Origin of the sequence: Pseudovibrio sp. W64 (assembly GCF_001623145.1) — a bacterium.
In the GTDB taxonomy this organism is placed as follows: domain Bacteria; phylum Pseudomonadota; class Alphaproteobacteria; order Rhizobiales; family Stappiaceae; genus Pseudovibrio.
On the sequence record NZ_LMCI01000018.1, the window covers coordinates 415,124 to 434,288 of the forward strand.

The following is a 19,165-nucleotide window of genomic DNA, read 5'->3' on the forward strand; positions in this document are numbered from 1 at the left end:
TTCACCGTCAATCACATTTGCCTCTGGCAAGTGTGTGCATCGTTGACAGTGCCTGCTCCCAATGCCTTTCGGAGGAGATCTTGTTTCATACAAAAACGCCCGGGCAAGGCGAGCAGCCAATGCCGAAGAAACTAATTTACTTACAATGCGCAGGCACTGCCTGCTCGCCTTGCTCACCCCCGAACTTTCGGGAACCCATGCTTCAACACTGCTGGTAAAGCCATGCGGTGCTAGAACTATTTGCCGTCACTAGGCGTTTCTTCAGGGTAGCTCTGGAAACTATCTGCATTTTGCTTGATCGGTACAATCACCCCACAAGCAATCCGCCCTCCGGCATCACCAGTCGGCTGACTGTGATAGTCGTCCGGATCAGCATGAACAATCAACGCCCTGCCCGGACCACCAATAAGACTGTCCTTGTCATCGGGAGCCAGGTCTAAGATTTCAGAGAAATACTCGACAACAATCTTACCATTCTCGGGAACATGAAGATTTGGAAGATCCCCTGCATGCGGACCATCAGGAACTTCAATCCCGTGCTCATGCCCTTCAGGTGCAAAATGACCACCTGCAGCCGAGAAAGTTGGCTCACAAAGGCCGGTTTCATGAACATGGAACCCATGCACACCAGCAGGCAAGCCATCAAAGGCCGCAGTAATATGGAGCGTCTGGCTCAAAGTCTCAGTCAACACCACACGGCCAACCTGCTTGCCATCAACGTCTTTCATAATGGCAACGGCAGTCGGCCCAGCAGGCACCTGATCTTCTTTAGAAGCCATCGCAGCAAAACTCGCAACAGCAAACCCGGCTGCAACAACTGCTGCCAATCCACTCAGCTTCATCATCCCAAAACTCCTGAAAGCGCTCTGTCCACGCGCAGAGTATTCAGCGTTGAGGCCACATCAAAATCACTCTTGAAACCTCGGTAAACCAACACCGCTTGCCCAACTGATAAGTTGACCAGTCTTGGTTACACCTTCAAAAGAAAACCCGGATCAGAACTGATCTGACCCGGGCTAAACTCTTTCAAAACCAGCGAGATCTTATTCAGCTGGCTCGCCTTTTTCGTTCTCACGACCAAAGTTCGGCGCCGCAGATTCCTGACCGGCTTCAACAAGCTGATGGCGAATATCTTTGGTCCGTGCAAACAGCTTGAACAAGGCATCGCCATCACTCCACCGGATCGCACGCTGCAAGGCAGACAGATCCTCAGAAAAGCGAGACAGCATTTCAAGAATGGCTTCTTTGTTGTTCAGGCACACATCGCGCCACATGGTCGGATCAGAAGACGCCAGACGCGTGAAGTCACGGAAACCGGAAGCCGAGTATTTGATCACTTCTGACTTGGTCACCGTTTCCAGATCATCAGCCGTACCAACAATGTTGTAGGCGATGATATGCGGAAGGTGAGACACAACAGCCAGCACAAGATCGTGGTGCTCAGCATCCATGGTGTCCACATGAGAGCCACAGGCCTCCCAGAAGGCTGTCAGACGCGCGGTAGCACCCGCATCACTGTCGTTGTCTGGAGTAAGAATGCACCAGCGGTTCTCAAAAAGAGAGGCAAAACCAGCATCAGGGCCGGAATACTCAGTACCAGCAACCGGATGGCCTGCAATAAAATGCACGCCGTCCGGCATATGCGGCCTCATCGCAGAAATAACGGAGGCCTTCACAGAGCCCACGTCAGTCACAATCGCACCCTCAGCTAAATGAGGGCCAATAGTTTTCGCCACGGCTCCACATGCACCAACCGGTACACAAACGATTACAAGGTCTGCCCCTTTTACGGCTTCTGCTGCGTCCAGATAATATCGGTCCCCAAGTTTCAACTCTTCCGCACGCTTCAGAGTAACTTCTGAGCGTGTGGATATAACAATTTCACCCGCCAGCTTTTCGCGGCGCATGACATGCGAAAGAGATGAGCCGATCAGACCGATACCAATCAGTGCGACCCGGCTAAACAAGGGTTCAGACATGGAGACCTTCTATTAGAACTACTTCAGAAATTCAGAGAGAGCAGCAACAACATCTCTGTTGGCTTCCTCACTACCGATTGACATGCGCAAGGCATTGTCAAATCCATAGGCTTTCACCTGCCTCAACACACACCCGCGTTCCAGCAGGAAGGCATCCGCATCGACAGCCCGCTTCCCCTGTTCCTCAGGGAAATGGATCAGAATGAAATTGCCGACACTTGGCGTTACGTCAAGACCTAGTTTGGTCAGTTCGTTAACTACCCACGGCAACCATTCGTTATTGTGGCTAACTGCCTGCTCAATAAACGCCTGATCACGCACAGCAGCAGCGCCAGCTGCAATCGCAGCAGCATTCATGTTAAACGGCCCGCGAATACGGCCCAGCGCATCAATGATATGCTCAGGACCATACGCCCAGCCAACACGCAGCGCTGGCAGACCATAAGCCTTGGAGAACGTCCGTGTCATGACAACGTTTTCGGAGTTCGCAACAAGCTCAATACCGGACTGATAGTCATTCCGGCGCACATACTCAGCATAGGCCGCATCAAGAACCAGAATACAGGTCTTCGGCAACCCGGCGTGCAAGCGCTTAACTTCGTCAAACGGAATATAAGTGCCGGTCGGGTTGTTCGGATTGGCCACAAAAACCATTTTGGTTTTCTCGGTCACACGTTCCAGAATGGCATCCACATCCGTTTTCAGGTCTTTTTCTGGGGCAACAACAGGTGTCGCACCAGCTGCGTGGATTGCAATCTTATAAACAAGGAAGCCGTGCGTGGTATAAATAGCCTCATCACCTTCACCCAGATAGGCATAGGCCAGCAGGCTCAGCACTTCGTCAGAGCCACAGCCACAAATGACGTGATCTGGGTTCAGGCCGTATACTTCACCAATTGCTGTGCGAAGTTCGCCAGCGCTACCATCAGGGTAAAACTGAAGCTCGGAAATGGTGCGGTAAGCTTCAAGCGCTTTTGGGCTCGCACCTAAAGGAGATTCATTGGAAGAGAGCTTATGTAGTTTATGGCCACCATTTGCCTTCGCCTTACCGGGTACATACGGATCAATTGCCAACACACCAGCACGAGGGACAGGGCGTACTACCTGCTCTTCCATCAACTCATTCCTTTATTCAAAAAACACGCAATTTAACCAACTGCGTCTGCTTCACTATCAAATTCATCATCTAGGTCAAGCGGCGCGGGGTATCCACCGACATATCTAAGTTTATCCGGCGTCGCCTCAGCAGCTTCAAAGAAAGTCGCCAGCTCCTGCTCGGATATATTCCCCGGAACAGCTAATAGCGCATCTACGCCTTCAAAACTGCGATAAAAACTCAACACTTCTATACCTTTGTGCATCAATGAGCTCGGTATAGCTCCCGTCCAGCGCACATCGTAAACACAAATATCCGGCTTCTCAGTTTCAGCAGTTTGAGCCGCAACCACAACAGCAGGCAGATCAGCAGGCCTGTCCTGAACAACCAAAAACGGAAGCCGTGCAATAATCAAGGGACCATTGGTGCCATCATCCCGGGCACCCATACCACGCCACCAAGGCGTTTCTGCACGTTCTTCAAGCCCGATCACACCAAGATCGACCTGTGAATAATCAACCGCCGCAAGCACAGCAGAGGGGTCCATCTCGCGTTGCTGTTCAATGGCGTAACCGAAATAGAAGCGTGTCAGCTCACTCATTGCGAGTCGATCTGCACTTCCGTCAAGATGTACACGATAAGTTGTCTGGGCATTTGTGAGCGAAGAGATTATCTCACGCCAAATATGTTCCAATGACATAATAGGCAGAACACCGCGATGGTTCTCAACCAACCGCCGCATAATATCTGCTTCACGAGAGGGCCTAAAAACAGCATGCATAGAACCTTGTTCAGCTTTTGCCGCAACAATATGCTCAATCAGGTCAGCACGCTCCATAAGCAAGGCATGCAATTTATCATCAACTTCATCTAGTTTATCGCGGACTTGAGACAAGCTCATTTTTGAATCCGAAACTGATGAAGACCCAGACATTGCACTAACCCACTCGAATTATTGAACAGAACCTATGTAAATTCATAGGAAACAACGACGGTGAAAGCAAAAGAAAACGTTGACACACTGCCAATTGGCACCTAGCAAAAACTCTCTTGCAATCCTTTAGAGGAACACCCAATTCGCCTTCACAACACCGCGGAAGAAAACATGACTGAGACTGCCAGCGCAAAACCGGAGAAGACTCCGAATATCTCACCCTCAACACAAGCCAGTGTTGCAGCGGCACAGATGGATATGCCTGCCAGCAAGCTCATGCGATTTGGTTCAGACAATCCTCTCCGGCTTGATGAAGGTACAGAACTCGCCCCTTGGCAGATTGCTTATGAGACCTATGGCGAGCTGAATGAAGACAAGACCAACGCCATTCTTGTGTGCCACGCCCTCACCGGTGATCAATACGTTGCCTCTGAGAACCCCGTAACCGGCAAGCCTGGCTGGTGGTCCATGATGGTTGGTCCTGGTCAGCCAGTAGACACCGACAAGTACTTCGTCATCTGTGCAAACGTGCTCGGCGGCTGCCTCGGCACCACTGGTCCTGCATGTACCAATCCGGAAACCAATGAGGTTTACGGGCTCGACCTGCCTGTCGTCACAATCGGCGATATGGTGCGCTCCCAGGCAAAACTGGTTGAAGCGCTCGGTATCGAAACTCTTTTCGCAGTTGTCGGCGGCTCCATGGGCGGCATGCAAGTGCTGCAATGGGCATCTGCCTATCCAGAAAAGGTATTTGCAGCTGTCCCAATCGCTGCAGGTCCACGCCACTCCAGCCAGAACATTGCCTTCCATGAGGTAGGCCGTCAGGCTGTCATGGCGGATCCAGACTGGTGCCACGGACAATATGCAAAAGAAGGCAAGCGCCCTATGAAAGGCCTGTCTGTTGCCCGCATGGCAGCGCACATCACCTACATGTCTGATGAAAGCCTGCACAGCAAGTTTGGCCGCAACCTGCAAGACCGCTCAGCCATCACTTTTGGCTTCGATGCAGATTTCCAGATCGAAAGTTATCTGCGCCATCAGGGCATGACTTTTGTCGATCGCTTCGACGCAAACTCGTATCTCTATGTAACCCGCGCGATGGATTACTTCGATCTCGCAGCAGCACATGGCGGCAAACTGGCCAACGCATTCTTACATAGCACAACCCGTTTCTGCGTCATGTCTTTTACAACGGACTGGCTTTTCCCAACCTCGGAAAGCAAAGACATTGTACGAGCCCTTAACGCAGCTGGAGCAAACGTCTCCTTTGTTGAAATCGAGAGCTCACGCGGACACGATGCATTCCTTCTTGATGAACCTGAACTGTTCAAAACAATGCGTGGCTTCCTGACAGGAGCAGCAAAAGCCAGAGGTATTCCCGCACCGGGAAATGGTGATTCACCGTAACACTGAGCAGTAAGCTTCATCAGAAAGCAGATTCATTATGACAAAACATGATTTGAGTAATGTACGCGGCGATCACCGAATTCTCTGCGATTTTGTAGCATCGGGCTCACGCGTTCTGGATATCGGTTGCGGCACTGGCGAACTTCTGGAACTGCTGATCGATACACGCGGCGTTGATGGCCGTGGCTTCGACACTTCGCAAAAAGGCGTGAATGAAGCCGTTGCCCGCGGGCTCTCAGTTGTGCAAGGCGATGCAGACAACGATCTTGCAGCCTACCCGGACGACGCTTTTGATTACGCAATTCTAAGCCATACGCTTCAGGCGACAATGGACCCGAAACAGGTTCTTGAGCAGTTACTGCGCATCGGTAAGAAAGTCGTCGTGTCCTTCCCGAATTTCGGCCACTGGCGCAACCGTATGCAGCTGCTCTTCAAAGGCAGAATGCCCGTCACCGACTATCTGCCTTACGAGTGGTACGACACACCAAACATCCACTTCTGCACGATCCGTGACTTTGTTGCTCTCTCAGAAGAGGTCCATGCTAAAGTCATTAAGGCAGAAGCTTTGGATGCAAGAGGCCAGCGCATTGGGTTCAACGCACCATGGTGGGTCTGGAATCTGATCGGCGATCAGGCCGTCTTCCTTCTGGAACGGAAGTAATCAAAACTCAGCTTTCGCCCTCGTTGGCGAAAGTTCCTTCTTACTGGCGACTGTGCCCGTTCATCGCCTGCGCACCGGCAGTCTTTCCATTAGGCAGAAAGACGGGCCGCAAGACCCGCGTCACGTGGCTCGCTTTCATCGGAATACCACGGTACACCTGCTTCTCAGCTTCAGTGACCAGCAACCCAGCAAACGCAGACCAGGCCACCGCCCCTAAACGCTCGAAACTGCGCGCATTCTTTAATACCATTCTCGAGTTCGTCGGCGGCACAAACAGCGCCTCTTCCCGCGACACAACTGAAAGGTGATGGTTGCTCAGGAAGTTATCGAGCTGCGGTCTTGAATAAGGACGACCATACCCAAACGGTGAAACCTCTGACCGTGCCCACGCACCACGTCGATTGGGAACAATCACAATCACCCGCCCACCTGGAGACAAGACCCGGTAGACTTCATCCAACAACGCCCCAGGCTGCCCTGCCATCTCCAACGAATGCACGAGTAAGATGCGGTCAATGCAGGAATCTGGAAACGGCAGCTGACTATCTTCCATCAGGAAGGCTTTGTTTGGCACTTCAACTTCACGCGGCCACTTCACCACGCCTTGCGCAGCAGGCATTCCGGCAAACACACGATTGGTCTTCTTCAGGTAAGGCCTCAAATAAGGAGCGGCATAGCCAATACCCAGCAAACTCTGACCATGCATTTCTGGCCAAAGCATTTTCACGCGGCTCCCAACCAACACCCGAAGCATCCGTCCAAGTGGCAGGTCGTAGAACTCTTTTAAGTGAGTAACATCAAGATACAACTGGTTCTCCGCGCGTTGCCTTCCCTTATCATGGGGTGCCAAAGCCCTGGGCGCAACGCTTCTTGCTGACGATTTGCAAGCTTAAATCAACCACACCCAGAGTTTTGTGAGTTTGCAGTTGAATTTGACAGCTTGTCCTCTCATGATCTCATAAAGATATACTGTATGCTTGGGAGCTGGTTGATGATTGAAGTTGAAGTCCGGCAGTTTGTTTGTCTGAAAGATAATTTCGGCGTTCTCGTTCACCACCCCGACAGTGGCTGTACAGTTGCAATTGATGTTCCAGAAGCAGCCCCCTACTTACAGGTTCTGGAAGAAACCGGATGGAACCTGACCGACATTCTCATCACACACCATCATTGGGACCATATCGGCGGAATGGCTGAACTCGTTGAGAAGACAGGCGCAAAGGTAACAGGGCCAGAACGCTCCCGCCAACACATTACAGGCATGAACCGCTTTGTTGAGGACGGAGATGACATTCTCGTCGGCCCAATTGCAGTCAAAGCCATAGGTACACCGGGCCATACACTTGACCATATCTCCTGGTGGTTTCAGGAGGCGGGCATTGCTCACACAGGCGACACACTCTTCGCTCTCGGTTGCGGCCGCGTTTTCGAAGGAGATCCCGAAATGATGTGGGCCTCTCTAAGCCACCTGGCAAACACATTACCACCCGAAACAAGGATCTATTGCGGTCACGAGTACACGTTGGCCAACGCCAAATTCGCTCTCACGATCGACCCAAACAATCAAGCATTGCAGGAACGGACAAAACGCATCGAAGCGCTCCGTGAAGTCGGTCGCCCAACCCTGCCAACCTCTATGGCAGCCGAGCTTTCAACCAATCCGTTTTTGAGAGTCCGAGATCCTCTCGTCCAGAAAAATCTCAACATGGTCAACGCCGAACCAGTTGATATATTTACAGAAATACGCCGCCGCAAGGACAACTTCTGATGCCGCTCGACCAGATCACCTCTTCAGCAACCGCTGAAGAAATCATCGCTGAACTGCAAATGAAAGAGCATCCGGAAGGCGGCTACTACACCGAAACCTTCCGGGATACAGAAGGCCCAGAAGGGCGCGGCTATTCAACGGCAATCTATTATCTCCTCAAGAAGGGTCAAAAATCTCACTGGCACCGGATCGATGCAATTGAGACATGGCACTATTACGGCGGCGCCCCACTCTGCCTTTCCATCAGCTCCGAAGAAGGCAGCCAAAACGACATCATCCTCGGCATGGATGTATTAAACGACCAACGCCCTCAAGGTATCGTACCTCGCCATGCATGGCAGTCCGCACGAAGCCTCGGCGAGTGGACATTAGTCGGTTGCACCGTTGCTCCAGGTTTCCTCTTCAATGGCTTCGAGCTGGCACCACCAGACTGGAATCCTTGAGCCAAAGTCATCGAATCGCGCAATAAAAGCCTCGATAATCTTGACCAAACCTCAAAGAAATCTGCCCGCAATTTTAGACAAAAGACGCATAAGACCTGCCCGGAAATCCTCGTAGATACAGAGACTTGTTGGTTAATTGCAGGACTCTGGAAAATTTTTCTGCGCATAAACTCTATGGTTTTTCCGCAGATACAGTTGAGAGATCATGCAGTTTAGCAACTCACGGTTCACACCCAAAACGTGCAAATTTTATGGCATCAAAGCACAACGTAGCAGTCATTATCTTCGCGTTATCAAAACCTTACATACCCGATAGCTGAACCTGGCAACAGCTTCAACTCACCCAATTATCAGGAACACCTGTAAGTAGCTCAACTATCCCGATTAATAACTCAGCACTCAATCCTCAATCACCACTTGCGTTGCTCGCTCTCCTCGGTAGATTGCCCAGCATAGGCGCTTTATGCGCCCGAACACACATTTGGAAGCTAATCTATGGCCCAAGGCGACATCAAAAAGGTTGTGCTTGCCTATTCTGGCGGGCTCGACACCTCGATTATTCTCAAGTGGTTGCAGGCGGAATACGGCTGCGAAGTTGTAACTTTTACTGCTGACTTAGGTCAGGGCGAAGAGTTAGAGCCAGCACGACGAAAAGCTGAACTGCTTGGTATTCGAGAAATCTACATTGATGATCTCCGTGAGGAATTCATTCGGGACTTCGTGTTCCCAATGTTCCGGGCCAACGCAGTTTACGAAGGCGTTTATCTCCTCGGCACCTCTATCGCCCGTCCGCTCATTTCCAAGCGTCTCATCGAGATCGCTGAAGAAACCGGCGCTGACGCAGTTGCGCACGGCGCAACCGGTAAAGGCAACGACCAGGTACGCTTCGAGCTGGCATGCTACGCACTGAACCCAGACATCAAGGTGATCGCACCTTGGCGTGACTGGACGCTGAAGTCCCGTACTGACCTGATCGAGTTCGCAGAACAGCATCAGATCCCGGTACCAAAGGACAAACGCGGCGAAGCACCGTTCTCCGTTGACGCAAACATGCTTCACTCCTCTTCCGAAGGTAAAGTTCTGGAAGATCCGAATGAAGAAGCACCAGAGTATGTCTTCCAGCGCACCGTTGACCCGCTCAGCGCACCGGACGAAGTCACCGAAATCGAAATCGGCTTCGAAAAAGGCGATGCGTGCTCCATCAATGGCGTACACATGTCTCCGGCAACTCTGTTTGCCAAGCTGAACGATTACGGTCGCGACAACGGCATTGGCCGCCTCGATCTGGTCGAAAACCGTTTCGTTGGCATGAAGTCCCGCGGCATCTATGAGACACCAGGCGGAACAATCCTCCTGTCAGCACACCGTGCGATGGAATCCATCACGCTGGACCGTGACGCTGCTCACCTCAAAGACGAGTTGATGCCACGCTACGCAAAGCTCATCTACAACGGCTTCTGGTTCTCCCCAGACCGTGAGATGCTGCAGGCGATGATCGACAAGTCTCAGGAGTTCGTGACCGGTACGGTTAAGCTGAAGCTCTACAAAGGCAACGTGATCGTTGTTGGTCGTGCGTCCCCTTACTCTCTCTACTCAGAAGAGCTGGTGACCTTCGAAGATGACCACGGCGCTTACGACCAGAAAGACGCTGCAGGCTTCATCCGTCTCAACGCTCTGCGCTTACGCACGCTGGCAAAGCGGAACCAGATGACCAAAGCAAAAGAGTTAACAGACGCCTGAAAGGGTAAAAGCTCCTAAGCTTTAATTTAGTTATTAAGCCCGCAGTGGGAACACTGTGGGTTTTATTTTGAGAAATACCTAGCAACAAAAATACAGCTACTTTCCGTTGCTTACCTAAAAACGATCAACCAAAAGAGGCTTACTGTTCATTAATTTTTTCATGGCTCAATCATGTCAGTATTCAAAGACGAGGATACTAGACAGCGATGAAGAATGATAAAAAAGAACAAGAAACCAATCCCGTTGCAGATTTCCTCCGACATTTCATGATCTATGATCATGTACTCGAGCTCAAAGAGACCGGAGAGTTCAACGGAGCTGCCGATCATTTGCTGAACCTTCTTGGGCAAGGGTGCTCTGAAAACTCAGAGGAATCTATCGATCTGCCAAGAGCAAAAGCGAACTCAGAAAAGCTGGACAGTATGCCGGCTGAGTATGTTTCCGCTCTGTTTGACCAGAAAGCGAAGCTTTTCGATATCAAGCTACTGGAGATCCTCCAATACAGCCTACCAACCAAGATCCACGAAAAGATCAACACTCTCAATCTTGGCCCCTTTAAACGTCTTTTAGATCTAGGTTGTGGCACTGGCTTAGCTGCCGAACTTTTTGAAGATCAGATTCCTTATAAAACTGGCGTCGACATTTCCGAGCAAATGCTCAATCTGGCGAGAGACAAGAAGATCTACGACGATCTCCAGCAATGTGAAATCAACGAGTTTCTCGATCAGGATCATCCTCAGAAATGGGATTTGATACTCGCATCAGAACTCTTGCCATACTTTGGTTCATTGGAAGATCTCTTCGCAGGTGTTGCCCGCAACATCGAAAAGAATGGCGTATTCCTGTTCTCCGCTGAAGCTGTGATGGAGCCTGCATCCAATACCCAGCCCTACACGATGAGCGACAGCTGCCGCTTCAAGCATACAGAAGATTATCTCCGCAATCTCTTGGAGCAATTCGACTTTGCAACCATCGACTTCACGCAGACCACACTCCGACAAGAGCACGAAAGTCCTGTGCTCGGACATCTTGTAGTCGCTTGCTATATGCCAGCGTGAGCGCTACAACCCGGCCATCAACGTTATCAGCACAACCACCAGCATTAAAATGCTTGGGTAGAAAGTCAGTGCAAAGCCGGTTCCACGCCATGGTGCCCCCTTCTCATAGCTGGCAAAAAACAGAATACGCCCGAGCGCAAACAGCAGCGCAGCTAACAGCGGTACCGACATCGTGCTACCGGGCATAACCGCAGCCCAGGCAATGTAGATGAACCCCGCCAACACCCCCTGCTCAAGTGTATTTTGCAAAATGCTCTGCAGCATCCTGGCTTCCTCACTGCCGTGGGTTAGCCCTCCTCCATCAATGTCATCAGCATGATAAAACCTACGCATTGCCAGACGACCTATGGAAATCATCAGCAGCAAGGCAGGTGATAACAATGAAACCGCTGCCACCCAAAGCCGCTCAGAGGCATTCCAGTCCGCGGCAAATCCAAACGGATTGAGAAGCGCACCAAACAAAAGCACAATCGCGGTCACCAACGCTCCAACAATCATCCGCTGAAACACACCCCGCTGTTTTTCTGCAAAGTCCAATGCAACCTCCACTTAGAGAACATAATAGGAACAAACCCACAACTATCTGCTGCGGACTGCTTGCGGCAAGGCGCTACCTCTCCTAGCCTAGGCACGTCTGACCAAGCAGGAGACTTTGATGACTATGGAAGCGCAGTTAGTTTTAAAAGTTGATAACGCCGCTGCGCGCCGCTTGTTTCTGCAGAAACACGCCCTTCTTGAAGCACCAACAGGCTCCTCGAAAGGAGAAGATCTCCTCAATCTCATTCACCGCATTGGCTTTGTGCAGGTTGATAGCATCAACACAGTAGAGCGTGCGCACCACATGATCTTATGGTCACGCCGCCAAAGTTACCGCCCCAAACATCTCAAGAAACTGCTGGAGAATGACAGAAGCCTCTTTGAGCACTGGACGCATGATGCCTCAATCATTCCAACCGAGTTCTTCCCTTATTGGCACTACCGCTTCCAAAAAAGCGCAGAAAGCTTGCAATCCCGCTGGAAGGTCTGGCGCGGTGCGGAGTATCAGGAAAAACTCAACCTCATTCTACGGCACATCGAAGAAAACGGCCCCGCTGGCACCTCAGATGTCGGCAAGGATGAGAAGCGCAGCAAAGGCGGATGGTGGGAGTGGAACCCATCCAAAACAGCGCTTGAATATCTCTGGCGGACCGGACAAATCTCCGTCTCTCGGCGTGAAAACTTTCAAAAACTCTATGACCTGACAGAACGCGTCATCCCTGAGGATCACCGCTCCGCTAAACCCAGCCATGCAGAAACCATAGAGTGGGCTTGCAACTCCGCAATCGACCGCCTCGGCTTCGCTACGCCCAGCGAAATTGCAGCCTATTGGGACAAACTAGACCTTGCCGATGTCAAAGCATGGTGTGAGCAAGCCCAGAAGCGTCAGGAACTAATCCCTGTTGAGATTCAACCTGCCAGCGACACGAAGCCCAAATTATGTCTCGCACGCCCAACAATTGAAGATGAACTGAGATCCCTCGAAGCCCCTTCCCAACGGATCCGCATCCTCAGTCCATTCGACCCGGCATTAAGAGACCGCAAGCGCGCTGAGTTCCTTTTTGACTTCAATTACCGCATCGAAATCTTCGTCCCTGAACCAAAACGGCAATACGGCTATTATGTCTTCCCCGTAATGGAGGGGGACAAGTTGATTGGTCGCATTGATATGAAGCGTGACAAAGCCTCCAATGCTTTGGCCGTAAAACGCTTCTGGCCCGAGGCTGGCATTCGCATGGGCAAAGGCCGCCAACAACGATTGGAAGCTGAACTGGAGCGATGCACCCAGTTTGCTGGCTGTGAAGATCTTCAGTTCCTCTCAGCTTGGCAAGGATAGCCCACTGGATGGCGGGACTATCAGAAACGTAAGTAACCTCCAATACTGCTGGTAAACGTCGCATTCTCGTCAGCACCAAGAGAGCAAATGGGCCAGCTCTTGCAAACTTTGTTGCGTATTCTGCTCTGCCTTGTGGCGCTGAATACCTCTGCCAGCCAGGCCCAACCTCTCTTCAATTTAGACGACCACTTCACCTTCAATCCGCAAGGCAAGTACCAACCCCGCCTCATTGGCCTGTTTGAGACAGATCGCAATAACACATCTGGAGCCGCCGAAGTCATCACGCCAGTCTTTCAGGACAGTCATGGCATGTTCTTCGCTGATGTCCGCTCCGGCAACTCCTCTGATGCTGTTTATCTCATAAGTGCTGGCGGTGGCCTCCGTCACTTTGTACGGCCAAACTTGATTGGCAGCACCTACATCTTCATGAACTACAAGGAAGATTACGAACGCGGCCCCGCAACTGCAGTCACCACGGGCATTGAGTTTCTGGCAAATAACTATGAGGCTCGCTTCAACGCACAATTCCCGACAAGCAAAGTCCGTATTCTGGAACCGGAACCGGGTAGCACAGACCAACGCGAAAGCATTCCTCTCCTCAACCTTTCAGGAGAGATTGGCTACGACCTCCCCGGAACTGATGATCTGGGGTTCGGCCTCCGCATCTATGCAGGAGGCTTTTATAGAACCGCCAACAACATTGAAGAGATAAGCGGGGCGCAGGGACGGTTTGAAATATCCCGCGCAGGCTGGCTTGGCCTACCTGGATTAAAGACCACATTTGTTGGACAAATCCGCTATCACAGCGACATCGACTATCCCATTGGTGCTTTTCAACTCCGCATAGGCCTTCCCATCGTCAAATACTGGAAGGGCATCACCGTCGATAACTATAACGAGCTCTCTCACATAGAACGTCGCATGACGGAACGTGTGCGACGCCCCCTCACTATTCACATTCGCACGCGTCGTATTCCCTAGAACTCCACTTAAAATGAAAGCCCTAGGCATTAAACCACTCGAAGCGTTACCCCTCCCGGTTTCAGGGCATCACAGACCCCCAGCATTAATGTTAATCTTTTCCGATAGGATACCGCTTCCAGCTCTTCCGGGGACAACCACATGAGGACTATTCCACTCACGCTCATTCCGTTCTTGCTCTACAATGCTGTGGCATTTCGGTGGTTTGAAGATCTAGAGCCGGTGCTTGACCAAGGCTACAACGTCACTCCGTGGGCTGCCATTGTATTCCAGATCCCACTGCCATCAGGATTGCTTGTTCCTCTGGATGTCGCCACTCTTCTGCTTGCAGGCACTTTGGTCCTGCTCTTCGTTGAGATCATCAAAGCCACCAGAACCAGCACACTCTCACTGGTAGATCACAGCTTGTCTCTGTTGATCCTCGTGGCTTACCTAATTGAGTTCCTCTCGGTACAAGAAGCCGCCACCCCGCTCTTCCTGCTGCTCATGACCATCACGTTTCTGGATGTCATCGCCGGGTTCATCATCACCTTGTCCGGAGCACGGCGAGATGTGGTTGTGGCAACCAGCAACAGCTAACAACAAGTCTGCAGCATTGCGCTTTAATGCATAAAGGGCACCCGATTGGATGCCCTCATGCCAGTCATAATGTGCAACACGCTTAAACCGCAGCCAGCGCTTTAGCGACGTCTTCCAGCAGGTCATCTGCATCTTCCAGACCAACAGAAAGACGAAGCGTCTTGTCTGTAATGCCCAGCTCCAGACGCGCATCTTCCGCAACACTCTGGTGCGTAGTCGTCGCCGGATGGGTAATCAGGCTCTTCGCATCGCCAAGGTTGTTGGAAAGACTGACAATCTCCAACGCATTGGAGAACTTGAAGGCCGCTTCCTTGCCACCCGCCAAATCAACCGCCAGCATGGTAGACCCACCTTGCATCTGCTTAGCCACGATATCCGCCTGTGGGTGATCAGCACGACCTGGGTAAATCAACCGAGACACTGCAGAATGATCCGCAAGGAACTCTGCCAATTTGCCAGCATTAGCTGTCTGACGCTCAACACGCAGAGACAACGTCTCCAGCCCCTTCAGCAGAACCCAAGCGTTGAACGGGCTCATTGCAGGTCCGGTATGCTTGAACGGGTCATGGAATTCTTCCACAATCCACTTTTCATCAGAAAGCACGATACCGCCCAGACATCGGCCCTGCCCGTCAATATGCTTGGTCGCAGAGTAGATCACCACATCCGCACCCAGCGTCAGCGGGCTCTGCCAGATAGCAGTCGCAAACACGTTGTCTACAATAAGCCGTCCACCAGCTTCGTGAATAATATCCGCAACAGCTGGAATATCGATCACTTCAAGCGTCGGGTTGGTTGGGCTTTCAAGGAATGCCGCTGTGGTGTTCGGACGAACAGCTGCTTTCCAATGCTCAATGTCAGTGCCATCAATCAGCGTGGACTCCACACCATAACGTGGCAGCAGCTTTTCGATGATGTATCGGCAGGAACCGAACAGTGCCTTTGGTGCAATCACGTGATCGCCAGCTTTAACGCAGGCCATAATCGCAGAGTTAACAGCCGCCATACCAGAAGCCGTGCCGCGTGCGGCCTCAGCGCCTTCCAGTTCACACATTCGTCGCTCGAACATTCCTACGGTCGGGTTTGCGTACCGGGAATAAATATAGCCCGGATTCTCGCCCAAAAAGCGTGCTTCTGCCGCTTCTGAGCTGTCGTAAACATACCCTTGTGTAAGGAAGATAGCTTCGGATGTTTCACCAAAGCTGGAGCGCGTTGTGCCTCCATGAACAAGCCGAGTTGCTGGCTTCCAGTTCTTTGCGTCTGTCATCGCTCATTCCTGCCCGAAGAGATATTGCTCTACCCCTTCATTAAAAAACCCCGGCGCGGGCCGAGGTCTATACAAGAACCCGACCCTTTAGCTACTTGTTTTACGTGGTTGCAAGCCGGTCGACCAAATCACCACGGAATAGGCAGCGTTTTTACCTCGAAAATACACTAGGGTCAATCAATCAGCTTAGGTTGCAGACTTGGCGAGAGATCAAACTTACGTTAATCAGTGTCAGAACGATTTGAGTACGAGTGGGGCGGAACCAACAATGACAGGCATTCTTCCGGCAAAAGCGATTGAAGCTATGTTTGCCAGCGGTGCAATTCAAGCAGACAGAGTGCCCGACGAGGACCAGATTCAACCTGCCAGTCTTGACCTGCGCCTCGGCGTCAAAGCATGGCGTGTCCGGGCCTCCTTTCTGCCCGGCCCCGACGCGAAAGTGGAAGACAAGCTGGAAAAACTCATCCTGCACGAGATCGACCTCTCCAAGGGTGCCGTGCTGGAAACCAACTGCGTTTACATCGTCCGCCTTCAGGAGGCGCTGGACCTTCCGGCTGAGCAGTCCGCCACAGCCAACCCGAAAAGCTCCACGGGCCGCATCGATGTGTTCACCCGCGTCATCACAGACCAGGGCCGCGCGTTTGACCGTGTTGAAGCCGGCTACAAAGGCCCGCTCTACGCTGAGATTTCTCCAAAGACCTTCCCTGTGCTGGTCCGCGAAGGCTCTCGCCTGTCCCAAATCCGCTTCCGCGATGGTGAAACCCTCATCAATGATGAAGACCTGACCAAAGTGCACAACCAGCACACACTGGTGTCTGGCGGCAAGGACGAAGACGCAATCAACAACGGCGTACAGGTGTCCATCGACCTGAAAGGCTCTGGCAAAGACAGCCTCATCGGCTACCGCGCCAAGCGCCATACAGGCGTGATCGACGTCGATCGCAAAGACGCACAGGACCCGGAAGACTTCTGGGAACCGCTGTACAATCGCGGCGATGCAACGCTCATCCTCGACCCGAACGAGTTCTACATTCTGGTCTCGCAGGAAGCCGTCCACGTCCCACCACAATACGCTGCTGAGATGGTGCCATTCGATCCACTCGTCGGCGAATTCCGCGTCCACTACGCAGGCTTCTTCGACCCCGGCTTCGGCCATTCCACCGTTGGTGGCACAGGGTCCAGAGCCGTTCTAGAAGTCCGCTCTCACGACGTTCCCTTCATCGTAGAACACGGCCAGACGGTTGGCCGCCTTGTCTACGAGCACATGGAGGAAGTGCCAGAAACCCTTTACGGCGAAGGCATTGGCTCCAACTATCAGGGTCAGGCACTAAAGCTCTCCAAGCACTTCAAAAGCAAAGAACCGGTAGGAGCATAAGCCCATGCCCCTCTTCACCGTTGAGCAGGAATACAACGCGATACTGGAAGAAAAGAAGTCACGCTTTCTTGCCTTTCTGGTACCCCATGTAGACTTTGCTCAGCGGCTGGCGGATCTTCGCGACGAGCACAAAAAAGCCAACCACCACGTCACCGCCTTCCGCAGAATGCTCCCCGAGGGACGCATCGATGAAGGCGGCAAAGACGATGGTGAACCGTCTGGCACCTCCGGCATGCCCACACTCAAAACACTCATTGGGGCAGACCTTGTGGATGTGGGCGTCATCATTGTCCGTTACTTCGGTGGCACAAAACTGGGCACCGGCGGCCTGGCACGGGCCTACTCCGGCGCCGCAAATCTCGCCATTCGGGAAGCTGAGCTTGTGCCATGGCTGCGCATCAAAACCCGCAGTGTCTCTGCCAGCTTCTCCAGCAGTGCCGAACTGGAACGCCAGGTCATTCTGCTACAGCTGGAAATCATCGAACGCACCTTCACAGAGGACGGCGTAACCCTGCTCGTCAGCGGTCCTGAAGATCAGATCGACAAGCTTTAACCTTCTGTACTTGCTAGCTTTTTCATGCCTCTCAGCATTTCCATCGCACCCAATTAATTAAAATCCTAATAAAAACTTAAACTTTGGCACGCGCCTTGCGATGTAAATCCCAGGAAATGGCATTTGTCTCATTTTGAGACGGTCGGGGGAGTGAAGTCATGCGTGTCACCCGCACTGGAAAAGCGATTAACACTGGAACAGACGCTGATCGTCGCTATCGCGATATCGGCTCTCGCCGTCACGCCAAAATCACAGAGCAAAATGCAGAGACTGTTTCAAGACGGAACACCTACGGGAAACCAGGCAAGGAACTGCAAGTCTCTGAGGATGTCGCCACCACGCAAACTCAGCACGAAAAAGACGCCCAGTTCTATGACCTGCCAAAGCGCATCAACGTCTTCCGCTGCAACTCCGCTTTCCTCGCCCACCTCATCGGCATCAAAGAAAACGCCGCCCACCTGCGCGACCGCCGCCGCGTAGAACCCGAGGAAGGCGCCATCAGCTACACCACCACCGAAAAAGCCCCCCGCCTCATCGGCGAAGGCCGCATCATCGAATACAACGCTTGAAGAAATAGAACAAAAGCTATTTCAAAAACTCTTAGACTTCGCTAGGGAGAGCCTCTTGTACAATCTGCGGATCAGGCTTTGCTCGAATACTTCTACATATTCTCCTTTAACGGATATAACTTCCTCACGGTAAATTGCGCGCACTTGGGCTTTAACGTCCTTAGCTGGCCGTTACTCTCGACGATCCTCGTTGTAAATCGAGCAATGTCACCCAGACTCCTGATGATCGTAGCAGTAAGCCAATTATTGCTCTTCGCCTTGATGACATACTTGTCAGGCGGACAAAGCGGTATCTTTGCAGTCCCAGATACATATTTCCACATCGCTTGGGCTATATTTCCAATACTTTGCCTCATCACCATCCTTTGGGGTTTGATTATGATGTTCCTGAAGGATGTGCCGAAATTGACCCGACCACAGGCCATTTTTTATTACATTTTCAGCTTGTTACTAACCTGTGCTAACCCCTTGGGCCCTCTATTGGCATTCACCACAGGTGTCGACGGTTTCTTATATCACGATGTCACATCTGCCTTCGTCTCAACACTCGGCGCCGTATTTGCAGCTTTTGCCCTAGTAACGTTCTTGCCCGCATCAGCTGGCGCAATCATCTATAGCTACCCAAACCCACTAGTTCGTCGAGGGTTAATGACAGCAAGCTTACTCGCATGGAGCGCGTTTCCGCTCTGGATTTTGGATCACAGCCTCCAGTACTTCAATATAAGATCCGTAAAACTGGTTGCCTCAATTTTTTAACAGACAAGGCAATATGGACGGACATCACAAACACCAACAGCACCACATGACCTCTCATGCAGTGTTGAACCAGAGTTCCCGGAAGTCGGGATGAGCAAGGCGGCAGGCAATGCCTGCGCTGTTTGTTAG

The 19,165-nt window shown here is 51.9% G+C and carries 20 protein-coding genes and 1 riboswitch; of the genes, 13 read left to right on the top strand and 7 right to left on the bottom strand.

Translation table 11 applies throughout. The features are described 5' to 3' along the window. Window positions 1–236: 236 nt before the first annotated feature. The 4 genes from PsW64_RS10655 to PsW64_RS10670 form a co-directional block, all read right to left on the bottom strand. Window positions 237–845, bottom strand: coding sequence for a superoxide dismutase family protein (locus tag PsW64_RS10655; protein ID WP_208980712.1), 609 nt, complete (start codon window positions 843–845; stop codon window positions 237–239). Between the two features lie 198 nt (window positions 846–1,043). Continuing rightward, window positions 1,044–1,979 carry a prephenate/arogenate dehydrogenase family protein gene (locus PsW64_RS10660; RefSeq protein ID WP_063303560.1) on the bottom strand — a complete coding sequence of 312 codons (936 nt, stop codon included), beginning with the start codon at window positions 1,977–1,979 and terminating at the stop codon, window positions 1,044–1,046. A gap of 18 nt (window positions 1,980–1,997) precedes the next feature. Beyond that, the gene (gene hisC / locus PsW64_RS10665) at window positions 1,998–3,095 is read right to left on the bottom strand and encodes a histidinol-phosphate transaminase (RefSeq protein ID WP_063286124.1); all 1,098 of its coding nucleotides are present in this window, start codon (window positions 3,093–3,095) and stop codon (window positions 1,998–2,000) included. Between the two features lie 32 nt (window positions 3,096–3,127). Next, entirely contained in the window at window positions 3,128–3,976 is an 849-nt protein-coding gene (locus tag PsW64_RS10670) for a chorismate mutase (RefSeq protein ID WP_063303561.1), read from the bottom strand. Window positions 3,977–4,261: 285 nt separating this feature from the next. Between PsW64_RS10670 and metX the strand changes: the two genes are divergently transcribed. Together metX and metW are read left to right on the top strand one after the other, a co-directional pair. Next, the gene (gene metX, locus PsW64_RS10675; protein ID WP_063303591.1) at window positions 4,262–5,416 is read left to right on the top strand and encodes a homoserine O-acetyltransferase MetX; all 1,155 of its coding nucleotides are present in this window, start codon (window positions 4,262–4,264) and stop codon (window positions 5,414–5,416) included. 37 nt (window positions 5,417–5,453) lie between these two features. Beyond that, entirely contained in the window at window positions 5,454–6,077 is a 624-nt protein-coding gene (gene metW / locus PsW64_RS10680) for a methionine biosynthesis protein MetW (RefSeq protein WP_063286126.1), read from the top strand. 40 nt (window positions 6,078–6,117) lie between these two features. On the opposite strand, the gene PsW64_RS10685 is transcribed toward metW, so the two are convergent. Further along, window positions 6,118–6,885 (bottom strand): class I SAM-dependent methyltransferase, encoded by a 768-nt coding sequence (locus PsW64_RS10685; protein WP_063303562.1) that lies wholly within the window; start codon window positions 6,883–6,885, stop codon window positions 6,118–6,120. Between the two features lie 186 nt (window positions 6,886–7,071). On the opposite strand from PsW64_RS10685, the gene gloB reads away from it, so the two are divergent. The 4 genes from gloB to PsW64_RS10705 all read left to right on the top strand — a co-directional run bounded on the left by gloB (window position 7,072) and on the right by PsW64_RS10705 (window position 11,083). Beyond that, window positions 7,072–7,842, top strand: a complete 771-nt coding sequence (gene gloB, locus PsW64_RS10690; protein ID WP_208980725.1) for a hydroxyacylglutathione hydrolase — start codon at window positions 7,072–7,074, stop codon at window positions 7,840–7,842. After that, complete coding sequence (locus PsW64_RS10695; RefSeq protein WP_063303563.1) at window positions 7,842–8,285, top strand: cupin domain-containing protein; 444 nt, start codon at window positions 7,842–7,844, stop codon at window positions 8,283–8,285. The genes gloB and PsW64_RS10695 overlap by 1 nt, the downstream gene beginning before the upstream one ends. Before the next feature lie 495 nt (window positions 8,286–8,780). Further along, window positions 8,781–10,025: an argininosuccinate synthase gene (locus tag PsW64_RS10700; RefSeq protein ID WP_057460762.1), complete on the top strand. Its 1,245-nt coding sequence runs from the start codon at window positions 8,781–8,783 to the stop codon at window positions 10,023–10,025. A 206-nt stretch (window positions 10,026–10,231) separates the two neighbouring features. After that, complete coding sequence (locus PsW64_RS10705; protein WP_063303564.1) at window positions 10,232–11,083, top strand: class I SAM-dependent DNA methyltransferase; 852 nt, start codon at window positions 10,232–10,234, stop codon at window positions 11,081–11,083. A 3-nt stretch (window positions 11,084–11,086) separates the two neighbouring features. Here PsW64_RS10705 and PsW64_RS10710 read toward each other — a convergent pair whose 3' ends face one another. Continuing rightward, on the bottom strand, window positions 11,087–11,620 hold the full coding sequence (locus PsW64_RS10710) for an MAPEG family protein (RefSeq protein WP_063291115.1): 534 nt from the start codon (window positions 11,618–11,620) through the stop codon (window positions 11,087–11,089). A gap of 124 nt (window positions 11,621–11,744) precedes the next feature. Between PsW64_RS10710 and PsW64_RS10715 the strand changes: the two genes are divergently transcribed. The 3 genes from PsW64_RS10715 (at window position 11,745) to PsW64_RS10725 (ending at window position 14,516) form a co-directional block, all read left to right on the top strand. Further along, the gene (locus tag PsW64_RS10715; RefSeq protein WP_063303592.1) at window positions 11,745–12,956 is read left to right on the top strand and encodes a winged helix-turn-helix domain-containing protein; all 1,212 of its coding nucleotides are present in this window, start codon (window positions 11,745–11,747) and stop codon (window positions 12,954–12,956) included. A gap of 87 nt (window positions 12,957–13,043) precedes the next feature. Next, window positions 13,044–13,937: a hypothetical protein gene (locus tag PsW64_RS10720; RefSeq protein ID WP_208980713.1), complete on the top strand. Its 894-nt coding sequence runs from the start codon at window positions 13,044–13,046 to the stop codon at window positions 13,935–13,937. Window positions 13,938–14,078: 141 nt separating this feature from the next. Next, window positions 14,079–14,516, top strand: coding sequence for a hypothetical protein (locus tag PsW64_RS10725; protein WP_057460765.1), 438 nt, complete (start codon window positions 14,079–14,081; stop codon window positions 14,514–14,516). Window positions 14,517–14,598: 82 nt separating this feature from the next. Here PsW64_RS10725 and PsW64_RS10730 read toward each other — a convergent pair whose 3' ends face one another. Continuing rightward, entirely contained in the window at window positions 14,599–15,783 is a 1,185-nt protein-coding gene (locus PsW64_RS10730) for an O-succinylhomoserine sulfhydrylase (RefSeq protein WP_063303565.1), read from the bottom strand. A gap of 67 nt (window positions 15,784–15,850) precedes the next feature. Then, window positions 15,851–15,928: riboswitch (SAM riboswitch) on the bottom strand. 123 nt (window positions 15,929–16,051) lie between these two features. Here PsW64_RS10730 and PsW64_RS10735 point away from each other — a divergent pair. From PsW64_RS10735 to PsW64_RS10755, 4 genes are all read left to right on the top strand, one after another. After that, window positions 16,052–17,158 (top strand): 2'-deoxycytidine 5'-triphosphate deaminase, encoded by a 1,107-nt coding sequence (locus tag PsW64_RS10735; protein WP_057460767.1) that lies wholly within the window; start codon window positions 16,052–16,054, stop codon window positions 17,156–17,158. A 4-nt stretch (window positions 17,159–17,162) separates the two neighbouring features. After that, window positions 17,163–17,711 (top strand): YigZ family protein, encoded by a 549-nt coding sequence (locus tag PsW64_RS10740; protein ID WP_063291114.1) that lies wholly within the window; start codon window positions 17,163–17,165, stop codon window positions 17,709–17,711. A 158-nt stretch (window positions 17,712–17,869) separates the two neighbouring features. Next, window positions 17,870–18,280 carry a hypothetical protein gene (locus PsW64_RS10745; RefSeq protein ID WP_063303566.1) on the top strand — a complete coding sequence of 137 codons (411 nt, stop codon included), beginning with the start codon at window positions 17,870–17,872 and terminating at the stop codon, window positions 18,278–18,280. A 222-nt stretch (window positions 18,281–18,502) separates the two neighbouring features. Next, window positions 18,503–19,036 (top strand): hypothetical protein, encoded by a 534-nt coding sequence (locus tag PsW64_RS10755; protein ID WP_153042360.1) that lies wholly within the window; start codon window positions 18,503–18,505, stop codon window positions 19,034–19,036. Window positions 19,037–19,165 lie beyond the last annotated feature (129 nt).

Excerpts from the sequence above, each read along its gene's own strand:
- PsW64_RS10655 (WP_208980712.1), bottom strand. The coding sequence starts at position 845 with ATGATGAAGCTGAGTGGATTGGCAGCAGTTGTTGCAGCCGGGTTTGCT.
- PsW64_RS10660 (WP_063303560.1), bottom strand. The coding sequence starts at position 1,979 with ATGTCTGAACCCTTGTTTAGCCGGGTCGCACTGATTGGTATCGGTCTG.
- hisC (WP_063286124.1), bottom strand. The coding sequence starts at position 3,095 with ATGGAAGAGCAGGTAGTACGCCCTGTCCCTCGTGCTGGTGTGTTGGCA.
- PsW64_RS10670 (WP_063303561.1), bottom strand. The coding sequence starts at position 3,976 with ATGAGCTTGTCTCAAGTCCGCGATAAACTAGATGAAGTTGATGATAAA.
- metX (WP_063303591.1), top strand. The coding sequence starts at position 4,262 with ATGGATATGCCTGCCAGCAAGCTCATGCGATTTGGTTCAGACAATCCT.
- metW (WP_063286126.1), top strand. The coding sequence starts at position 5,454 with ATGACAAAACATGATTTGAGTAATGTACGCGGCGATCACCGAATTCTC.
- PsW64_RS10695 (WP_063303563.1), top strand. The coding sequence starts at position 7,842 with ATGCCGCTCGACCAGATCACCTCTTCAGCAACCGCTGAAGAAATCATC.
- PsW64_RS10700 (WP_057460762.1), top strand. The coding sequence starts at position 8,781 with ATGGCCCAAGGCGACATCAAAAAGGTTGTGCTTGCCTATTCTGGCGGG.
- PsW64_RS10705 (WP_063303564.1), top strand. The coding sequence starts at position 10,232 with ATGAAGAATGATAAAAAAGAACAAGAAACCAATCCCGTTGCAGATTTC.
- PsW64_RS10715 (WP_063303592.1), top strand. The coding sequence starts at position 11,745 with ATGGAAGCGCAGTTAGTTTTAAAAGTTGATAACGCCGCTGCGCGCCGC.
- PsW64_RS10720 (WP_208980713.1), top strand. The coding sequence starts at position 13,044 with ATGGGCCAGCTCTTGCAAACTTTGTTGCGTATTCTGCTCTGCCTTGTG.
- PsW64_RS10725 (WP_057460765.1), top strand. The coding sequence starts at position 14,079 with ATGAGGACTATTCCACTCACGCTCATTCCGTTCTTGCTCTACAATGCT.
- PsW64_RS10730 (WP_063303565.1), bottom strand. The coding sequence starts at position 15,783 with ATGACAGACGCAAAGAACTGGAAGCCAGCAACTCGGCTTGTTCATGGA.
- PsW64_RS10735 (WP_057460767.1), top strand. The coding sequence starts at position 16,052 with ATGACAGGCATTCTTCCGGCAAAAGCGATTGAAGCTATGTTTGCCAGC.
- PsW64_RS10740 (WP_063291114.1), top strand. The coding sequence starts at position 17,163 with ATGCCCCTCTTCACCGTTGAGCAGGAATACAACGCGATACTGGAAGAA.
- PsW64_RS10745 (WP_063303566.1), top strand. The coding sequence starts at position 17,870 with ATGCGTGTCACCCGCACTGGAAAAGCGATTAACACTGGAACAGACGCT.
- PsW64_RS10755 (WP_153042360.1), top strand. The coding sequence starts at position 18,503 with ATGATCGTAGCAGTAAGCCAATTATTGCTCTTCGCCTTGATGACATAC.